Source organism: Pseudomonas sp. Hz4 (genome assembly GCF_054898165.1).
Genome location: NZ_CM142719.1, coordinates 2,672,047 through 2,690,506, shown reverse-complemented (window position 1 = coordinate 2,690,506; position 18,460 = coordinate 2,672,047). Strand labels below are relative to the sequence as shown.

The following is an 18,460-nucleotide window of genomic DNA, read 5'->3' as shown; positions in this document are numbered from 1 at the left end:
TCAGGCGCGAAGCGCTGTAATTTTAGTTCTGGAAATGACTCAGCTGGATGCAATCCTTTGCAGGATGGGTGGGGTCTGCAGACTGGCATAGCGACTGCGCAAGGTTTCGAGGAACTGTTCGCCCGAGCTCTGGGCGCAATAGAGATAAATTTTGTGCAGCCCGCCAAAGACCATTTCATGATAGCGGCTGGCGACCTCCTCATCGCTTGGCCCGTCCGGTAAGCCAAGGTGCAGGGTCAATTCCTTCCCTTCGACGGCGAATAGCGGTGTGTCCCAGAGGAATTTGGCTGTACCGGTCTTGGGCAGCCGGACAAACATATAAGCGTGGTTTCCCAAGGAATCAATATCACCGCCGCGCCTTCTTTTCCATTTCAGAAGACCGTCATCCGGCCGTGCCACGCAAAGACCGATGTCGTAATAATCGAAGCCATGATCGATCGCCCATTCAAGCGCCATGAAAGTGGTGATCGAATTGACCTCGCGCAGTCTTTTGGCATCTGAAAAAATCGCCTCGGTATAGCCGAAACGTAGTGTGCTCCAGTAGCGCTTTCCACCCCGAGTTATGACGCAGCCAAGGTGGCAGGCAACAACTTCGTCCTCCAGCATTATCAAGTCGAGCCGGCCCACAGTCTTGGCTATCCTGAAAACCTCCTGCGTGGCAAATTGCGCAGCGTGGATGCCTTGCCTTGCCGTGGCATACGGTCGAAGCATTTCCCTGTCTGCCTTTTCAATGTCTTCATCCAGCAGCGTCTGTCTCATTCGGTAGCGCGGTCGGTTCTTGCGTATATTCCGACGCAACTCGCTATCGTATTTTGTGGTGATCTCCTCTATGGATCGCCCCAGCGGTACGATGGCACTCAGATACAAGGGTACATACAAGGCCCCCGAAGTCGGCATTTCACTGACCACTACCACATGATTCGACGCGGCAGGTTCCGGTTCGCCGTCGGCCATAGGGGTATTCCCTTGGGACTTCCCTCCTATGAGAAGCTTCGCCATCTCCCGCTGCTTTTTCCTACCGATATAGAGGAATTCGTAAGGACTTTCGCTCTGCAGTCTGAACCTGGCAATTTCCCAGCGCCAGAAACACGCACGTCCAAGGATGTCTCGAAACCAGTTTGAAGCGTTTCTGATCTCATACCGCATTGAAGGAGATACGAGTTTTCGGATAACGGCCGCCAAATCCTCTTTCATTTCTTCGTCATCCTTTGAATTTTCTGGTGGTAGATCAGAAAAAGATCCAGGCGGAATTTCAAGAGGCGTGCTTAAACCTTGATATGAAAGACTTATTTGATGAGGTATTACTCTGACGCTCGGTAACAGTAAAGGTACGAGGTAGAGCCTTTGCAAGCGACGTACGGAGGGCGTCAGTCGTATATTTTATGTCGAAATGTTTCCAGTCAGAGCCGATGGTGGACGAGCGGTGCTCCATTTTGAAAAGGTGATCGAGCACCTGCTGGGTCCGACCTGATTTATCCAGACCATCACTCCTCTGCTCTGCCCATTTGCGCTTGATTGCAGTTAAAAAATCGAGTCATTAAGGCGTATAACCTTTCAAGTGAATTGCGAACTGCACGCCGCTAGCGCATGGCTTACACCACACACGGGGTAGCGACATGACCACAGCACACATCCTTGGCAACTTGTTTCCCGACTCCACCGATATACCGGAAAAATACCGCCTCGACGGCCAGACCGAACAGCGTGAATACCTGGTCGACGGAGAGCTGAAAACCTGGCCCGGGCCCCTCGCCCAAGTCCGCAGCCCGGTGTACCTGACGGGTGAAAATGGCGATGAACAAGTGATTCTTGGCAGCACGCCACTGCTCGATGCCGACACTGCATTGACCGCCCTCGACGCCGCCGTCCGTGCCTATGACCGGGGCCAGGGTCTGTGGCCGACGATGCGCGTGGCCGAGCGCATCCAGCACGTCGAAGCTTTCCTGGGGCGCATGCGTGAACAGCGCGAAGCCGTGGTCAAGTTGCTGATGTGGGAAATCGGCAAGAACCTCAAGGACTCGGAGAAGGAGTTCGACCGCACCTGCGATTACATCGTCGACACCATCAACGCACTCAAGGAACTCGACCGCCGCTCCAGCCGCTTCGAACTGGAACAGGACACCCTCGGCCAGATCCGCCGCGTACCGCTGGGTGTGGCGTTGTGCATGGGACCTTACAACTACCCGCTGAACGAAACCTTCACCACGCTGATCCCGGCACTGATCATGGGCAACACCGTGGTGTTCAAACCGGCCAAGCTGGGCGTGCTGTTGATTCGTCCTCTGCTGGAAGCATTCCGCGACAGCTTCCCGGCCGGGGTGATCAACGTGATCTACGGCAGCGGCCGCGAGACCGTCAGCGCGCTGATGGCCAGCGGCAAGATTGATATCTTTGCGTTCATTGGCACCAACAAGGCGGCCAGCGACCTGAAAAAACTTCATCCAAAACCGCACCGCTTGCGCGCGGCGTTGGGCCTGGATGCGAAAAACCCCGGCATCGTGCTGCCTGAGGTGGATCTGGACAACGCGGTCAGCGAAGCGCTCACCGGCTCGCTGTCGTTCAATGGTCAGCGCTGCACCGCGCTGAAAATCCTCTTCGTCCATGAAGACGTGGTCGACGCTTTCATCGAGAAATTCAACGCCAAACTCGCCAGTCTCAAACCCGGTATGCCGTGGGACAGCGGCGTGGCGCTGACGCCGTTACCGGAAGCTAGCAAGGTCGATTACCTGCACTCGCTGGTCGCGGATGCCGTCGGCAAAGGCGCCACCGTAGTCAACCCCAACGGCGGTCAAGCCCGCGCTTCGTTCTTCTACCCCGCCGTGCTGTACCCGGTGACGCCGCAGATGCGCGTCTATCAGGAAGAACAGTTCGGCCCGGTCGTCCCGATCGTGCCTTACCGGCATTTGGACACGGTGATCGATTACGTCCTGGAATCGGACTTCGGCCAGCAGCTGAGTATCTTCGGCACCAACCCGGTGGCGGTCGGCCGACTGGTGGACACGTTCGCCAACCAGGTCGGCCGGATTAACCTCAACGCCCAGTGCCAGCGCGGCCCGGATACCTTCCCGTTCAACGGCCGCAAAAACTCCGCCGAAGGCACGCTGTCGGTGCATGATGCGCTGCGGGTGTTTTCGATCCGCACACTGGTGGCGACCAAGTTCCAGGAAACCAACAAAGAACTCATCAGCGAGATCATCAGCGGACGCAGTTCGAGTTTCCTGACCACCGATTACATCTTCTGAGGAGACCGAGCCTGAGCACATTCAAAGCCAATCGACTGCCACCGCTGTTGCGTCGACAGCTGCGTCCGTTGCTGGACCCGTATCGGCGCTATCGCCACGCCAGAGTGATCCACGCGGTGCGCGTGTCGCTGGGGTTGCTGGCAACAATCCTGCTGACCACCGGCATCAACCTGCCCCACGGTGAGTGGGCGTCGGTGACGATGCTGGTGGTGATTGGCGGATTGCAGCACCACGGCAACATTGGCAAAAAAGCCGCCGAGCGCGCCATCGGCACCTTGATCGGAGCCGGCGTCGGCTTGCTACTGGTGGCGCAACAGGCCTGGCTCGGGATGCCGTGGCTGACCTATTTCGCGATGGCGGTGGTCTGTGGGTTCTTCTCATACCACGCCATTGGCAAGGGCGGTTACACCGCGTTGCTCTCGGCGATTACCGTGTTTATCGTCGCGGGGCATGGCGACAATCCGATCACCGACGGGTTGTGGCGTGGGGTGGACATCCTGATCGGCATCGCCCTGGCCCTGGCATTTTCTTTCGCCCTGCCGCTCTACGCGGTTTATTCCTGGCGATATAACCTGGCCGACGCCTTGCGCGACTGTGCAACGATCTACGGGCGCATCATCAATGGCCAGTCGGTCACCGATGACGAACACCATAAACTCGTGGGCCGCCTCAACACGGTGATGGTGCAACTGCGCTCATTGATGCCGTCGGTGTCCAAGGAAGTGCGGATCTCCATGACTGAACTCGATGCCATTCAGCGCCACTTGCGAATGTGTGTCAGCACCCTGGAAATCCTCGGCAACATCCGACCGGATGCCAGTGACGCGGACGCCATGGCCCATTTGCAATCGGCTTTGAAAGCCGAACATCGGTTGATCCGGGTGCAACTGATCGGTATGGCCTGGGCGCTGAAATCCGGTGCGTCCCAGCGGATTAATCGGCCTGTCGAACAGCCGTCGGATTCAAGCCTGGCTGCTCCGGTTTACAGTCCTCTGGATGGTTACCGGTTATTGGTCCAACAATTGGCCAGCAACATCGGCGAGATGCGCCAGCGACTGGCCAAGACCGCGCCGCGATGGAACATCTGACGCCGGTTTATTGCGTTGCCGCTCGACGAAACTTCAGGCTCCAGCCTTGTTGCATGCCGGCAGCGGCGAACAGAATCGCGGCGACACCGATCCATTGCAGCGGCTCCAGGCGATGGCCGAAAGCGAACCAGTCGACGAAAATCGCCGCAATCGGGTAGATGAATGACAGCGCACCGGTCAGCGCCGTCGGTAGTTTTTGAATCGCGCCGTAGAGCAGCACGTACATCACGCCAGTGTGGACGATGCCCAAGGTCACGAGACTGGCCCACGCACTCGGCGCTTGCGGCAGTGCCGAAAAGTGCGCGAATGGCGCGAGTAACAGCACGCCGGTGAGAACCTGAATCAACGCGATCAGATGCGGCGGTGTACCGGTCAGGCGTTTGATGATCAACGCGGCAATCGCGTAAAGGAATGCCGCCCCCAGCGCCAGAGCGATGCCCACCAGATAATCATTGCCGCTCTCGCCCTGCCCGCCATGAGCGCTGACAATCGCCAGCATTCCGAGAAACGAGATGCCCAGCCAGAAGAGTTTCTGCAGAGTAATTTTCTCGTTGAGGAACACTGCGGCCAGCCCCACCAACATGAACGGCTGAACGTTGTACACCGCCGTGCCGATGGCAATCGAGGCACGGGAGTAAGAAGCAAACAACAGCACCCAGTTGCCGACAATCGCCACGCCACTGAGCACGGCCAGCAAGAACGTAGTGCGGGTCAGAATGCCAGGACGGAGAAAGCCGAACGCCGCGCAGATCAGCAACAGCGTGGCGGCGCCGAACACACAGCGCCAGAACACCACGTCCAACACCGGTTGCCCGGACACCAGCACGAACCAGCCGATGGTCCCGGAAATCAGCATGGCGGCGGTCATTTCGAATGACCCGTGACGTATTGTTTTGTCCATCATCAGACTCCAGTGTTTGAGCCCAAAGTATGCCAATCCGCCGGGGAGCTTCTCCAGCGCAAAAAGCAGGCTAAACTCGACATCTGCCTTTTTTATCAAGGTGGTTTGAATTAATTGCCTAATAGGGGTTTCGTCATGACCGATGATATCGACCAAGTGCTGATCACGGCACTGATGGAAGATTCACGCCGCTCGCTCAAGGCCCTGGCGCAAATCAGCGGCCTGTCCTCGCCCAGCGTCGCCGAGCGCCTGCGCCGCCTCGAAGAGCGTGGCGTGCTTAAAGGCTATACCGTCGAGATCGACCCAAAATGCTTCGGCTATCAGCTTCAAGCCATCGTCCGCATTCGCCCGCTGCCGGGCCAGTTGCAGGAAGTGGAGCGGCAGATCCAGGCCATCGCTGAATTCACCGAGTGCGACAAGGTCACCGGCGAAGACTGTTTCATCGCCCGTCTGCATGTACGCTCGATGGAACAACTGGACACCCTGCTCGACCGCCTCAACACCCACGCCGAAACCAACACGGCGATCGTCAAGAAAACCCCGGTCAAGCGCCGACTGCCACCGATGGCGTGAGCCGTTAGTCAAATCGCAGGCAAGAAAAAACCCGCCGAAGCGGGTTTTTTCCTCAAGGCTGACGATTAATCATCGCGGCTCATGATGCCAAACAGTTGCAACAAGCTGACGAACAGGTTGTAGATCGATACATACAGGCTGATGGTCGCCATGATGTAGTTGCGCTCGCCGCCGTGAATGATGGCGCTGGTCTGGAACAAAATGCAGACCGAGGAGAACAGCACGAAACCTGCGCTGATCGCCAGTTGCAGACCGCTGATCTGGAAGAAGAAGCTGGCAACTACTGCACCCAGCAACACGAAGAAACCCGCAGTGATGAAGCCACTGAGGAAACTCATGTCCTTGCGGGAGATCAGCACATAGGCCGACAGACCACCGAACACCAGCGCAGTCATCGCGAAGGCCGAGCTTACGACTTCAGCACCGCCCTGCATACCCAGGTAGCGGTTGAGGATCGGGCCGAGCAAGAACCCCATGAAACCGGTCAGGGCAAATGCCGACACCAGACCCCAGGCCGAATCGCGGAGTTTGTTGGTGAGGAAGAAAAGGCCGTAGAAACCGATCAGCACCACGAAAATGTTCGGGTAGCCAACACGCATCTGCTGAGCGACAAACGCCATCACGCCGCTGAATGCGAGGGTGAGAGCGAGTAAGCCGTAAGTGTTGCGCAGGACGCGGCTAACCTCTAGCTGCTCAGCCTGCACGCTGTTATTAACTGCGTAATCCTGTTCGCGCATGGCGACACTCCTGTTGGTTTGAAACGTTCAGTCGCAAAGATCATAACAGACGTTCTGTAACAAGCTACGCAGAGAGTTTGACAGTGTGTTTCATTCAGGTATTATGGCGCCCGCAACGCAAACGGAGGTGTGGCCGAGTGGTTTAAGGCAACGGTCTTGAAAACCGTCGACTGTAACAGGTCCATGAGTTCGAATCCCATCGCCTCCGCCATCTTTATACGACAAAGCCCTGATTATTCAGGGCTTTGTCGTTTCTGGGGTTGGGTGAAATATCCCATCAGCAACTTCACCATCGCTACCTCGCTTCCAATCTCCGACACCAACCCGATCGCGCTTGAGCTCATCGGTTGGCGTGCGCTCATCGAATGCCCCGACGTCGTCAAGATGCTTGACGACGGTTCGCTGCAGATGACGGCACCGACACTTGGAGCTTCGAGCAAGAGCACGCAACGGACTCGCTGCGAGTGGAAGGAGCCAGGTTACTGGCTGTTCTCCAGCGCAGCGGACCACTGGAACCGACAAGAAATGCGGCTGACGAAGGTCAACTCGCTGCAGAAAGTTGTGATCGGCCAGATTCATGTGAAGGGTCAGAGCGACCTCCGGTAAAGGTGTTCTGGAACAGCGGTGCCCCCTTCAAAATCAACATTCACGCCAATTCGAGTGGCGCTGTCTCCGTATCGGCAAGCTGTAACGGCGTCAAATCGACTTCGGCGATCATGCGCGTCGACAACACCTGGGACACGAACACTCGCCTTCCACGGTGGCGTGTACAACCAGATCGATTACTCCGAAACCACGAACCCGGAAGACGGTTCAATCTGCCTCATCAGCGATTTGTCCATCACTCACGCCTGATACCACCTACTCGGCCTGACTAAAGACACGGGCTGCCGGAAAGCATCACTGCTGCACCTTGGCAACAGGGGGTAGCGGGATTCGGAAAGGATCAACCTGCGCAAACGAAAGGGGATCAATGAGCTCAATGACCTGGTGCGCGTTCCCCCGGCCTACAGGCTGAGGAAATATCCCGGATAAAGGAGGCAAAAGAATAACGCGTTGCCCTCGTTCCTCGTCGAAACACCCTGCCTGGCGCTCGAATAGACGCTGATATTCCTGACCTCTCCCGCCTCGCCCAACCATTCGTCGCATGAGAAACGTGGCGCGAATTTATTGACTATTCCTGGCTCAAGGATTGCAAAAGACGCTCGTAGCGGCCCCAGAGCGACGGAATTCTGACGCGGCGGCACTTAATTAACGCTTAAGGACTCCAGCGATACGCTTGGTCAGTCACCGGGAGATGTAACGTGTCAACTCTCAATGAAATCGCAGCGAACCACGCGAGAATGGCTAAGGCTCTTGCAGAAAAATCGACCGGGCTGAGTGAGCGCCAAACCCAAATAGTGGAAACGTTCGAAGTCCCGTCGATTGATGCGCAGCACGTGCCCCTGCACCTCATCGCCGGCGTGCAGGACAACCACTTCGGGCAAGCAACTGGCTACTGACTCTAACCGCGCTGGGTCGAGGCGGTAAAAGTCTTCTTGCCGCCTCGGTAATCGTCGACCAGCACTTCCTGGCCTAAACTCAACTGACTACCAGCCCGTTGGGGAGCTGCGGGAGAGTTAATCCCATGCTCGAAGCTATCGAGATGCCGCGCGTGAAGCGCTTCGCCGCAAACGTTGCCGGCCGAGATTTCGTGGTCGGTGACATTCACGGCCATTTCACTCGGTTGCAGGCCGCTCTGGATGCAGTCGGGCTCAACCCCTCAGTAGATCGCCTGTTCAGTGTTGGCGATCTGATTGACCGTGGACCCGAGTGCCGTGACGCGCTCGATTGGCTGGACAAACCATGGTTCCACCCAGTGCGGGGCAACCATGACGACTACGTGGTGTGTTTCGACACCTGCGACTTCGACAGCTGGATCGGCAACGGCGGCTCATGGTTCACGGACCTGTCGCCATTCGAGAAGCGAGCATTCGCGGCGCAGTTCGCCAAGCTCCCTATCGCGATCGAAGTCGAAACAGCACGCGGCCTGATCGGCATCGTGCACGCCGATTGTCCATTTCCATCATGGGAACAGTTGCGTAAGGAACTGGAATCGCCAGAAAGCAACGAGCAGCTGCGAGTGGTCCAGCACGCCTGCATGTGGTCACGCCGGCGGATCGATCAGATGCAAAAGCATGGCGTTGATGGCCTACGCGCACTTGTCGTAGGGCATACGCCGCTTCTTATGCCTGTCAGCCTTGGCAATGTGATTCACATCGATACGGCTGGCTGGAGGCCGGACCGTGGCTATTTCACCCTGCTGAATCTCGAAACGCTCGAAACCATCCCCGCCTCCTGACTAAATACGGATCGGCCGATGGAATTCACATAATAAAAAACCCGGCCTCATCAGCCGGGTTCTTTAATTTGCTATTTAGATGGCATCACTGCCACCGACCCTCAACAGCACTTCGGCCCAGCCTTGCTTCCGTAACGAGCTTCCTGGCGTTCCCGGAAGAACACCTCGTAGCTCATCACCGGTTTGTCCGGGTGCTTGCTTTGCATATGCTCGACGTACGTGTCGTAGTCGGGCATCCCGACCATCAGGCGCGCGGCCTGACCGAGGTATTTACCGAGGCGACTCAGGTCATTGAACATGCTGCAATCCTCGATCAAGCGTCCGGAATAGCCTGAAACGGAGCTTCTTTATCCGTACGTTCTTTGGTGCCCCAGGCAGCAATACCAACCTTGAGTGCAAAGAACAGGATGCTGAAGACCACCAGCAGGAACAGCGCTGTCAGCGTTGCATTGGTGTAGGCGTTGTAGATCACGTGATGCATCTGGTCGATGCTCTTGGCCGGCGCGAGGATCTGACCGTTGGCCAGGGCATCGCTGTATTTTTTGGCCAAGGCCAGGAAACCGATCGCCGGGTTGGCGTCGAACAGCTTGATGAAACCGGCGGTGGTGGTGCAGATCAGCAGCCACACCGCTGGCAGCATGGTGACCCAGACGTAACGCTGGCGCTTCATTTTGATCAGCACAACGGTCGCCAACATCAGCGCGATACCGGCCAGCATCTGGTTGGAGATACCGAACAGCGGCCACAAGGTGTTGATGCCACCCAGCGGATCGATCACGCCCTGGTACAGCAAATAACCCCACATCGCCACACATCCTGCGGTTGCGATCAGGTTGGCGGTCCAGGAATCAGTACGCTTCAGCGCTGGCACGAAGGAGCCAAGCAGGTCTTGCAGCATGAACCGTCCGGCACGGGTACCGGCGTCCACCGCGGTCAGGATGAACAGCGCTTCAAACAGGATCGCGAAGTGGTACCAGAACGCCATGGTGTTTTCACCCGGCAGGACACTGTGCAGGATCTGCGCGATACCGACCGCCAGGGTCGGCGCACCGCCGGCACGGGCGAGGATGGTGGTTTCACCGATGTCCTTGGCCACCGCTTGCAGCGCTTCCGGGGTAATTGCGAAACCCCAACTGCTGACGGTCTGAGCGACCGAAACAGCGTCGGAACCGACAATCGCCGCCGGGCTGTTCATGGCGAAGTACACGCCTGGCTCGATCACCGACGCGGCAACCATCGCCATGATGGCCACGAAGGACTCCATCAGCATGCCGCCGTAACCGATGTAACGGGCATGGCCTTCACTGGCCAGCAACTTCGGTGTGGTCCCGGACGCAATCAGCGCGTGGAAACCCGAGACCGCGCCACAGGCGATGGTAATGAACAGGAACGGGAACAGACCGCCCTTCCACACCGGCCCGGTGCCGTCGATGAACTGGGTCAGCGCCGGCATTTTCAAGTCAGGCATGGTGATCAGGATGCCGATCGCCAACGCCACGATGGTGCCGATTTTGAGAAACGTGGACAGGTAATCACGCGGTGCCAGAATCAGCCAGATCGGCAACACTGCGGCAACAAAACCGTAGCCGATCAGCATCCAGGTGATCTGCACACCGGTGAAGCTGAAGGCTTTGGCCCAGACCGGATCGGCAGCGATCTGCCCGCCCAGCCAGATCGAACCCAGCAACAGCGCCACACCGATCACCGAGATTTCACCGATGCGTCCCGGACGGATGTAGCGCATGTAGATGCCCATGAACATCGCGATCGGGATGGTCGCCATCACTGTGAACATGCCCCACGGGCTTTCGGCCAGGGCCTTGACCACGATCAGCGCCAGCACCGCGAGGATGATGATCATGATCAGGAAGCAGCCAAACAGCGCGATGGTGCCGGGGATGCGGCCCATTTCTTCACGAACCATGTCGCCGAGGGAACGGCCGTTGCGGCGGGTGGACATGAACAGGACCATGAAGTCCTGAACGGCACCGGCCAGCACTACACCGGCAATCAGCCACAGCGTACCGGGCAAATAGCCCATCTGCGCCGCCAGGACCGGACCGACCAGCGGCCCCGCGCCAGCGATGGCCGCGAAGTGGTGACCGAAGAGGACGTGTTTGTTGGTGGGGACGTAGTCCAGACCATCATTGTTGAGTACGGCGGGGGTGGCACGATTGGGATCGAGTTGCATCACCTTGTTGGCGATGAACAGGCTGTAGTAGCGATAAGCGACGAGATAGATAGCGACTGCTGCGACTACGATCCAGAGGGCATTGATCGCTTCGCCGCGGCGCAGGGCCACGACACTCAGCGCAAACGCTCCCAGGACAGCCACGGCAAACCAGGCGAGGTGTTTAGCCAGACGGGGCATAGCGTGTCTCCTGCCGACAGCCAGTGGACTGCGGCGGTAATTTTTATAATTGTGTCCGCTGTGCGGAGCTGGCCCAATATCCCCGCATGTCGTCTACAAAGAAATCCGCGTTACTACGTACGCGGCGTCTACGTAGTTCTACGTAGACGGTTGGTCATCCCGTCCCGCCCCGCTACTGGACGCGCGTATCTTTGGCATATGATGCCGAGCCTTCGCCTTCCCTCGGTCCGGACAGGAGCAGAGATGCAGCTCAAACACAAAATCGTCGCGCTCGGGATTCTGCCGCTGGTGTTGGCCATCGCCGTCATCTGCGCGCTGGTGATTTCGATGAACCGACAACTGGGTGAACAACAGGCGCAACTGATCCAAGACAGCATTCTGGCGAGCAAGCGCGCAGAACTTAAGAACTACGTCGAAATGGCGCAAAGCCTGATCGAGCCGCTGTACGACGACGGCCACGGTGACGAACACGCACAGCAACAAGTGCTGGAAGAACTGCGCAAGCTCAGCTTTGGCATCAATGGCTACTTCTTCGTCTACGACCACGAAGGTCGCAGCCTGATGCACGCGCGCCAGTCGGAGTTGGTGGGCAAATACCTGTGGGACATGAAGGACCCTCACGGTTTGCCAGTGATCCAGGCGTTGCTCAAAAGTGCGCAATCAGGCGAAGGTTTTCAACGCTACGCCTGGAACAAACCCTCCTCCGGCCAAATAACCGACAAGCTCGCTTATGTGGTGATGCTGGATCGTTGGGGCTGGATGCTCGGCACCGGCATCTACCTTGAAGACGTTGAGCGCGCGACCCAACAGGCGCGTGACGAAGTGGCCCAGGGCATTCGTAAAACCATGCTGGCGATTGCCGCGGTGGCCCTCGTGGCGGTGCTGTTTGTCTTCGCCAGCGGCATGACGCTCAACGTCAGCGAGCATCGTCTGGCCGACAAAAAACTGCAGCGCCTGACTCAGCGTATCGTCAGCTTGCAGGAGGAAGAGCGATCCCGGGTTTCCCGCGAACTGCACGACGGCATCAGCCAGCTACTTGTCTCCATCAAATTTCAGTTCGAGCTGGCCAGCCATCTGCTCGAGAACGGGCAAGCACAAGACAAGGGTTTGAGCACGCTGAGGGACGCCACGGAACGCCTGGGGGAAGCGATTGGCGAAGTTCGCAGCCTCTCCCACGACCTGCGCTCGTCGCTGCTCGACACCCTGGGCCTGCCGGCGGCGATCGGTCAACTCGCCGCAGAATTCGAGCAGCGCAGCGGCCTGGTGGTGACCTACAACGACAACGAATTCGACTGTCATTGGGTCGATGGCGCAGCGGTCGCGCTGTTTCGCATCGTGCAAGAAGGACTGACGAATATCGAACGCCACGCCCAGGCAAAAAACGTCTCCATTACCCTGCACGGGTCTGAAGAGTCCGTACGGTTGACGGTGGTCGATGACGGTATCGGCTTCAACGTCGCCCAGGTCGAACGTCGTCATGCGGGCATTGGCCTGCGTAATATTCGTGAGCGAGTCGAGCATTTTGGTGGACGATTCGACCTGATCTCAATGCCGGGAAGAAGTGAGCTGGACGTTCTGCTGCCGATGAAAATCCCCGGCGCAAAACGCTGACGCGCCCCACAACAACTAGAGTGAATACCCGCGATGAACCTGCCCTACCCGATCCGCGTCGCCCTGGTCGACGATCACTCCTTGGTCCGCGACGGCATCAAAGCGCTGCTGGCGGTCATGGCCCCCCTGGAAGTGGTGGGCGAAGCCGAGAATGGCGCGGATGCCATTGAAATGGTCGGACGCTGCCAGCCGGACCTGTTGCTGGTCGACATTAGTCTGCGGGACATGAACGGGCTTGAGCTGACCCGGGTGTTACGCAGCCAGTACCCGTCGCTCAAGGTGCTGGTGCTCAGCATGTACGACAATAATGAATACGTGAGCGAGTCCGTTCGCGCGGGTGCCAGCGGCTATGTACTGAAGAACTCACCGTCGCGGGAAATCATTGCGGCGATCGAAGCGATCGCCAGTGGCGGCACGTTCTACAGCGCCGAGATCGCCCAGCGACTCATCGCCGATAAAAGTACCGACAACGAGCTGACACCGCGCGAAAGCCAAGTGTTGTACAAGATGGCTCAGGGGCTGAACAACAAGGAGATGGCCCGTGAATTGGACATTAGCGTGCGGACGGTAGAAACCCATCGCCTGAGCATCCGTCGCAAACTCAACATCGACAAACCGGCGGCCCTGGTCAAATACGCGATTGATCACGGGATCATTTCTCGGTAGCGGATAGGGATCATTGGCCGCTGTGATTCTGGTCCTGCGCTGGAGCAAGTTGCGCGCACCGGCCCGAATCTCAGACAAAAAAAATCCCAGGCAGCTGATGGACGCCCGGGACTCAAAATGCATAAACCGTGGTGGTGAACGCGGGGCGAATATTACTTAATACTTCTGCCTGTAACAAGATATTCTGATTCACTATCCAGTTACTAAAACGTCTAACTCGTTAAATATCCACACGTTTTTTATGGTCGATGATCGGCAAGGACTGATTTACAGGAACCAGCGATACTCCCGCGCACTGATGTCCTGCAGGAATGCCAAATGGTCCTGGCGCTTGTTTTCACAGTAGACATCCACAAACTCCGCACCCAAACCTTCGCGCAGCTGAGCATTGTTTTGCATCGAACGCACGGCCTCCAGCATCTCCAGCGGGAAGTCGATACCGCTGCCACGATCTTCGTTGAGGGATGCAATCGGTTCACGACCCATTTCCAGCCCTTGCTCCAGCCCTACTAGAATCGCCGCTAATACGAGATAAGGGTTGGCATCCGCGCCCGCCAGGCGATGTTCGATGCGAAGATTTTTAGCGTCCGACTCAGGCACCCGCAGGCATGCGTCACGATCTTCAAACCCCCAACTGGCGCGCGTCGCGACGTTCACCGTGCCGCTCAAACGACGCATTGCGTTGTGATTCGGTGCAAAGATCGGCATGCAATGCGGCAACACTTCAAGGCAACCGGCCACTGCATGGCGCAACGCCTGCTGATTGTCAGCCGCCAACAGGTTATTTCCGGCCTCGTCATAAAGGCTCACATGCACATGCATGCCGCTACCGGGGTGCTGCAAGTAGGGTTTGGCCATGAAGCTGGCGCGGTGGTTGTGCTTGAGGGCCACCCCCCGTGTGCTGCGGCAAAACAGGGCCGCCCAGTCGGCCGCACGCAGGCCGTCGTCAAGGTGACCAAAATTGATCTCGAACTGGCCAGGGCCCAGCTCCGCAGTGATTACCGTGGTATCGATGCCTTGCGCCCGCGCGGTCTCGACCATGTCATCGAGCACCGGTGAAAATCTCGACAGCCGTTCGATGTGCATATTCGGCTGATCATCGGCATCGTCCGTCAGCTGATCGCGAGGGAACTGTGGCAAGCCGTCACGTAGCTGGCGATCGAACAGATAGAACTCCAGCTCGAACGCGACCACCGGGAAAATCCCTTTTCGGCCAAGGCGCTCGAGCACCTGCGCCAACACTTCTCGCGGCTCGAAGACGATAGGCTTTTCAGTACCGCTTGAGGTAATCAGCATCTGCCCCAGCGGTTGTTTTTCCCAACTCACTGGCTTGAGCGTGCAGGGCACCAGTCGGCGGGGAGCATCCGGATCGCCGTCGTTAAAACAGTAGTCGCCGATTTTGAACAGACCGCCCTGCGTGCCAAGCAACACACAGTTTTGCGGCAGCTTGAGCACGCTGCCTGCGGCAACCTTCTCGAGCATTTCTATCGGGTAGCGCTTACCGTAAAAATGCCCGGGAATGTCCAGGGAAATCAGGTCAACGTAACGCACCTGCGGGAAGCGCTGACGAAACGCGCGAACCTCAGCAACCAGATCAGAGCAGACAGCATCCATCGTTAGTGTTCCTTGTTGTTTTTATCAGGTGTAAACCCAAAGCACCCGGGTGAGCTGATCCGAGAGGTTGCCGTAGCGACAATGCGTGTGACTGGCCAGTTGAAAACTGTCGCCGGCACGTAATGTCACTGGTTGATTGTCATCCAGCCACAGCGTCAGCTCCCCCTCGAGGACATAGCCACCCTGCTCCGAGCTGTCATTCATGTGCCGATCGCCACTGCTGGCGCCGGACTCCAATTGGCTTTCAAGCATTGAAAAAGACGCCCTCATCTTTGGAGAAACGAGGATGTCGGTAATCCCGTCGGCGTAATACAGCGTGCGTCGCTCATCCGGGCGGGTTACCCAAGGCAATGCCATAGGCTTGGGCAAGCTGTAGAAATAAGTGGTCGGCACGCCAAGGGTTTCGCTGATCGCGGTCAAGTCCGCCACCGTGGGACGCGACAGCCCCCGCTCGACTTGCGAGAGAAAGCCGACCGAACGACCGATTTTGTCCGCCAAGTCTTTCAGCGTGTATTTTTTGTGTTTGCGCAGGTCCTGGATCAAGATCGCCAGCGCCGAGATTTCTTCTTGCATGTCCATCTAAAGGCTTCCAGAAATTGATGTTTCAAAGGCTGTCGCGCAGCCGATACCAGGCCTTGCCGATGGCTTCCAGCGGTGCTGCCAAATACTTGCCACCGGGAAAACTGCCGTTGATCAAGCCCTGGTACAACGCCAGCTCATCCGGCTGGCCAAGTATCGCGTCGGACACGGCGCGTGCACCGGCCAATGTCGGCAGCACCCCGTGCCCGGAGTAACCCTGTAGCCAGTAGAGATCGCCACGTCGACCGATGTCAGGCGTGCGCTTGAGGGTGAGGTCGATATGCCCTCCCCAGGCAAAATCCAGCTCGACGCCCTTGAGCTGGGGAAATACGCGCTCCAGATAAGGCCGCGTCGCGGCCGCGATGTCCTTCGGCATGCCACCCAGATACGTGCAACCACCGCCGAACAGCAGGCGGTTGTCCGGCGTACGGCGGAAATAATCAAGGACAAACTGGTTGTCGGTGACGCACACATTGCTCGGTAGCAACGCGCTCGCCTGCTTCTCTGAAAGTGCCGCGGTGGCCACCTGGTAGGTGCCGACCGGCAACACGCAACTCGACAGTTTCGGATCAAGTCGATCCAGATAGGCGTTGCACGCCAGCACCAACACGTCCGCCTGAATGCGTCCGCGCTCAGTGGTGACCACATAACGATCGCCTTCTTCGCGATAACTCAGCGCCTTGCTGTGTTCATGAATGCATCCACCGGCACGTTCAATCGCGGCGGCCAGCCCGAGTGCCAGTTTCAGCGGATTCAGATGCCCGCCTTCAGGATCAAACAGGCCTGCCTGGTAGCGCTCACTGGCGACCCATTCCGGCAACTCCTCGCGCGCTATGAACTGCAAACCATCGTGGCCCCACTTGTGGCTGGCCTCGTGTTGCCACTCTGTCAGCAGACTCACCCGTCGCGGCATCACCGACGTCCAGAGGTGGCCGGGCCGATAGTCGCAGTCGAAATCATGGCGTGCGGGCAACGCTCGCAACTCTCGTGCAGCCCAGCGCATGCTGTCCCATAACCGGCGCGCGCGCTCATAACCCAGCGCCGCCTCCAACGGCGGCATGTCACACGACCAACCGAGAATGGCCTGACCGCCATTGCGGCCCGAGGCGGCCCAGGCCACCCGACTGGCTTCCAGCAAGGTCACGCGTTTGCCGGCCAGGGCCAGACGCAATGCCGTATGCAATCCACTGAAGCCGGCCCCGATGATCAACACTTCAGTGTCCTGTTCGCCCTGCAAAGGGACTCGATCCAACAGACGATCCGCGCAGGTGTGGGCGTAATAGCTGGAGACGTGCTGGGTAGATTGCTGAAACATGCGGGCCCCGTGAATTTTTATACTTTTAATTTCATGAAAAAATACAGGCTAAATTTCATTACCGCAACTGTTCAAGGCGCATCAAGGCGCAAAAAAAATCCCGCCCAAGAGAACCCGGGCGGGATTTTTTTCAAGCCGACAGCGTTATCGAAGCAACGCTGCCGACGCTTCAGGCAATTGGAATCATCGGATCCGCTGAAGCCAGCGCAGTGACACGGTCAGCCGCAGGTGGGTAAATCCACGTCGTGTTGATCTGGGTTTTCAGCGCCTTGGCTTCCGCCTTGATCAACTTCACCTGGCGGTCCCAACCCTCGGTGTAAACCGCTCCCCAGGCGCCCAGATCCAGACAGGTCACGTATTTAGGCTGGCTATACGGAGTCGGATCCACCCCCAGGATCTGCGCGGCAACGTTGTTGCCGGCATGACGACCCAGCGAGATGGCGTGCTGACAGGTCATTAACGCGAAGTTGCCGATGTCATCGCTGGCGGCGTAGGCGACGTCGCCGGTGGCGAAGATGTCTTCTTGACCAATGACTTTCAGATGCGCGTCGACGTGCAGACGACCGAGGTGATCGCGTTCGGCCGGAATCTGCTCGGTCAGCGAGCTGGCGCGCACACCGGTGGTCCAAATCACGGTTTTGGCATCGATGCGCTGACCATCGGCCAGGGTCACGCCGCATTCGTCGACGGCGACCACCGACGATTTCAAGCGCCAGGTCACGCCGGTTTCAATACTGGCTTCAGCGATCGACTTGGCAATCTCGTCGCCCATGGACCCGCCAACTTTCTCGCCACGATCAACGATGATCACTTCGATGTCGGCACGATCACCCAAGATGGCACGCAGACGCCCAGGCATTTCAGTCGCCGTTTCAATCCCAGTGAAGCCACCACCGGCAACCACTACGGTGTTGCGGGCTTTGCTTTCTGGCAGGTTTACCAGAGATTTGAGGTGATTTTCCAGACGTACGGCCGGTTCGATCTGGTCGACATCGAAGGCGTGTTCCGCCACACCTGGAGTGTTCGGCAGTGCCAGACGACTGCCAGTCGCCAGAACGAGTTTGTCGTAGCTGCACACTTGCTGATTGCCCGATGCATCGACGTAACCGACGCGTTTTTGCGCAACGTCGATGCTCTCTGCGGCGCCTTTGATGAACTTCACGCCGACCGCATCAAACAGTTCGCCAATCGGCGCGGCCAGTAGGTGCGCATTCGGCTCGTAGAAGCGCGGACGTACACGCAGCTCGGCCTGAGGGGCCAGAACAGTCACTTCAACGTCGTTGTGACCATGAATGTCGAACAGGCGCGTGGCGCTCAAAGCCGTCCACATGCCACCGAAACCTGCGCCGATAACCAAGATGTGCTGTTTCATTTTTAACTCCGGGGGAGAAGACCAAGTGATGAGTTCGTTAAAGGTCACGT

16 protein-coding genes, 1 tRNA gene and 1 pseudogene are annotated in these 18,460 nt (G+C 57.9%); 9 read left to right on the top strand and 9 right to left on the bottom strand.

Annotated elements, in window-relative coordinates:
* Positions 1-39 precede the first annotated feature (39 nt).
* Positions 40-1,194: a hypothetical protein gene (locus tag ACYZTR_RS12365; protein ID WP_461979144.1), complete on the bottom strand. Its 1,155-nt coding sequence runs from the start codon at positions 1,192-1,194 to the stop codon at positions 40-42.
* A gap of 422 nt (positions 1,195-1,616) precedes the next feature.
* Here ACYZTR_RS12365 and ACYZTR_RS12360 point away from each other — a divergent pair, with 422 nt between their 5' ends.
* Both ACYZTR_RS12360 and ACYZTR_RS12355 read left to right on the top strand, forming a co-directional pair.
* A complete protein-coding gene (locus tag ACYZTR_RS12360) occupies positions 1,617-3,242 on the top strand; it encodes an NADP-dependent glyceraldehyde-3-phosphate dehydrogenase (RefSeq protein WP_461979143.1) in 1,626 nt (541 codons plus the stop codon).
* Positions 3,243-3,310: 68 nt separating this feature from the next.
* The gene (locus ACYZTR_RS12355; RefSeq protein WP_461979688.1) at positions 3,311-4,330 is read left to right on the top strand and encodes an FUSC family protein; all 1,020 of its coding nucleotides are present in this window, start codon (positions 3,311-3,313) and stop codon (positions 4,328-4,330) included.
* Between the two features lie 7 nt (positions 4,331-4,337).
* Here the strand turns inward: ACYZTR_RS12355 and ACYZTR_RS12350 are convergent, their stop codons facing one another.
* Entirely contained in the window at positions 4,338-5,231 is an 894-nt protein-coding gene (locus tag ACYZTR_RS12350; protein ID WP_461979686.1) for a DMT family transporter, read from the bottom strand.
* 135 nt (positions 5,232-5,366) lie between these two features.
* On the opposite strand from ACYZTR_RS12350, the gene ACYZTR_RS12345 reads away from it, so the two are divergent.
* The gene (locus tag ACYZTR_RS12345) at positions 5,367-5,804 is read left to right on the top strand and encodes an Lrp/AsnC family transcriptional regulator (protein ID WP_461979141.1); all 438 of its coding nucleotides are present in this window, start codon (positions 5,367-5,369) and stop codon (positions 5,802-5,804) included.
* A gap of 65 nt (positions 5,805-5,869) precedes the next feature.
* Here ACYZTR_RS12345 and ACYZTR_RS12340 read toward each other — a convergent pair whose 3' ends face one another.
* A complete protein-coding gene (locus ACYZTR_RS12340) occupies positions 5,870-6,541 on the bottom strand; it encodes a Bax inhibitor-1/YccA family protein (RefSeq protein WP_042609827.1) in 672 nt (223 codons plus the stop codon).
* A 123-nt stretch (positions 6,542-6,664) separates the two neighbouring features.
* On the opposite strand from ACYZTR_RS12340, the gene ACYZTR_RS12335 reads away from it, so the two are divergent.
* From ACYZTR_RS12335 to ACYZTR_RS12320, 4 genes and pseudogenes are all read left to right on the top strand, one after another.
* Positions 6,665-6,752, top strand: a tRNA-Ser gene (locus tag ACYZTR_RS12335).
* A 53-nt stretch (positions 6,753-6,805) separates the two neighbouring features.
* Positions 6,806-7,396: pseudogene (locus ACYZTR_RS12330) on the top strand (polysaccharide lyase family 7 protein).
* A gap of 449 nt (positions 7,397-7,845) precedes the next feature.
* A complete protein-coding gene (locus ACYZTR_RS12325) occupies positions 7,846-8,043 on the top strand; it encodes a hypothetical protein (protein ID WP_461979139.1) in 198 nt (65 codons plus the stop codon).
* A gap of 125 nt (positions 8,044-8,168) precedes the next feature.
* Positions 8,169-8,882 (top strand): metallophosphoesterase, encoded by a 714-nt coding sequence (locus tag ACYZTR_RS12320; RefSeq protein ID WP_461979137.1) that lies wholly within the window; start codon positions 8,169-8,171, stop codon positions 8,880-8,882.
* Positions 8,883-8,983: 101 nt separating this feature from the next.
* On the opposite strand, the gene ACYZTR_RS12315 is transcribed toward ACYZTR_RS12320, so the two are convergent.
* Together ACYZTR_RS12315 and ACYZTR_RS12310 are read right to left on the bottom strand one after the other, a co-directional pair.
* Positions 8,984-9,181, bottom strand: a complete 198-nt coding sequence (locus ACYZTR_RS12315; RefSeq protein ID WP_109631600.1) for a YbdD/YjiX family protein — start codon at positions 9,179-9,181, stop codon at positions 8,984-8,986.
* Between the two features lie 14 nt (positions 9,182-9,195).
* Entirely contained in the window at positions 9,196-11,253 is a 2,058-nt protein-coding gene (locus ACYZTR_RS12310) for a carbon starvation CstA family protein (protein ID WP_461979135.1), read from the bottom strand.
* Between the two features lie 243 nt (positions 11,254-11,496).
* Between ACYZTR_RS12310 and ACYZTR_RS12305 the strand changes: the two genes are divergently transcribed.
* Both ACYZTR_RS12305 and ACYZTR_RS12300 read left to right on the top strand, forming a co-directional pair.
* Positions 11,497-12,864, top strand: a complete 1,368-nt coding sequence (locus ACYZTR_RS12305; RefSeq protein ID WP_461979133.1) for a cache domain-containing protein — start codon at positions 11,497-11,499, stop codon at positions 12,862-12,864.
* A gap of 33 nt (positions 12,865-12,897) precedes the next feature.
* Complete coding sequence (locus ACYZTR_RS12300) at positions 12,898-13,530, top strand: response regulator (RefSeq protein WP_461970536.1); 633 nt, start codon at positions 12,898-12,900, stop codon at positions 13,528-13,530.
* Positions 13,531-13,797: 267 nt separating this feature from the next.
* Here the strand turns inward: ACYZTR_RS12300 and ACYZTR_RS12295 are convergent, their stop codons facing one another.
* The 4 genes from ACYZTR_RS12295 to ACYZTR_RS12280 form a co-directional block, all read right to left on the bottom strand.
* Positions 13,798-15,144 (bottom strand): glutamine synthetase family protein, encoded by a 1,347-nt coding sequence (locus ACYZTR_RS12295; protein WP_461979131.1) that lies wholly within the window; start codon positions 15,142-15,144, stop codon positions 13,798-13,800.
* Positions 15,145-15,168: 24 nt separating this feature from the next.
* Positions 15,169-15,723, bottom strand: coding sequence for a helix-turn-helix domain-containing protein (locus ACYZTR_RS12290; protein ID WP_449643960.1), 555 nt, complete (start codon positions 15,721-15,723; stop codon positions 15,169-15,171).
* Positions 15,724-15,748: 25 nt separating this feature from the next.
* A complete protein-coding gene (locus ACYZTR_RS12285; RefSeq protein WP_461979129.1) occupies positions 15,749-17,038 on the bottom strand; it encodes an NAD(P)/FAD-dependent oxidoreductase in 1,290 nt (429 codons plus the stop codon).
* 169 nt (positions 17,039-17,207) lie between these two features.
* A complete protein-coding gene (locus tag ACYZTR_RS12280; protein ID WP_461979127.1) occupies positions 17,208-18,410 on the bottom strand; it encodes an NAD(P)/FAD-dependent oxidoreductase in 1,203 nt (400 codons plus the stop codon).
* Between the last annotated feature and the right edge of the window lie 50 nt (positions 18,411-18,460).